We start from the raw sequence: 812 nt of genomic DNA on the forward strand, positions 1-812 counted from the left end.
TACCAACGCCAATACGACTACGACAAAAGCGGCAACCTCACCCGCCTGCTCGACACCCGCAAGGGCCAGCACGACTACCACTACGATCCCCTCGCCCGCCTGACCCGCGCCAACCACTCGCAAGACGTACAGGAACGCTTCGGCCACGACCCGGCGGGCAACCTGCTGATGCAGAACCGCCCCGGCCCGGACATCGTTGCGGGTAATCGCCTGATGATCCAGGGCGATCATCACTATGACTACGACGCCTTCGGCAACCTGATCCGCGAACGGCGCGGGAAAGGCCAGCAACTCGTCACCGAATACCGCTACGACTGCCAGCACCGCCTGATCGGCCTCACCACGCCCAACGGGCAAACCGCCCACTATCGCTACGACCCATTTGGGCGGCGCATCAGCAAAACCGTGGATGACACGACCACGGAGTTTTTCTGGCAAGGCGACAAGCTGATTGCCGAACATCATGCGGAGCGCCATCGCAGCTACCTATACGAACCCGACAGCTTCCGCCCATTGGTTTTACTGGAAGGCTTTGGGCCGAAAGAAACAAAACCCTACCACTACCAACTCGACCACCTCGGTACGCCGCAGGAACTGACCGATAATGAAGGCGAAATCGTCTGGTCCGCGCACTACCGCGCCTACGGCGAAATCGCCCGCCTTGATGCCTGCAAAATCGACAATCCGTTGCGTTTTCAAGGCCAGTACTGTGACGCGGAAAGCGGGCTGCACTACAACCGTCATCGCTACTACAATCCGGATATTGGTCGGTACCTGACGCCGGATCCGGTGAAGCTGGCGGGTGGGATCAA

General features: G+C 59.9%; 1 protein-coding gene. It reads left to right on the plus strand.

All coding sequences use genetic code 11. The annotated features are described in order from the left end of the window. A partial coding sequence (locus C9383_RS26485) for an RHS repeat domain-containing protein (protein WP_146164724.1) occupies positions 1 to 812 on the plus strand: 812 nt, incomplete at both ends.

The sequence above is a fragment of the Pseudomonas palleroniana genome (genome assembly GCF_003031675.1).
Taxonomy (GTDB): Bacteria; Pseudomonadota; Gammaproteobacteria; order Pseudomonadales; family Pseudomonadaceae; genus Aquipseudomonas; species Aquipseudomonas palleroniana.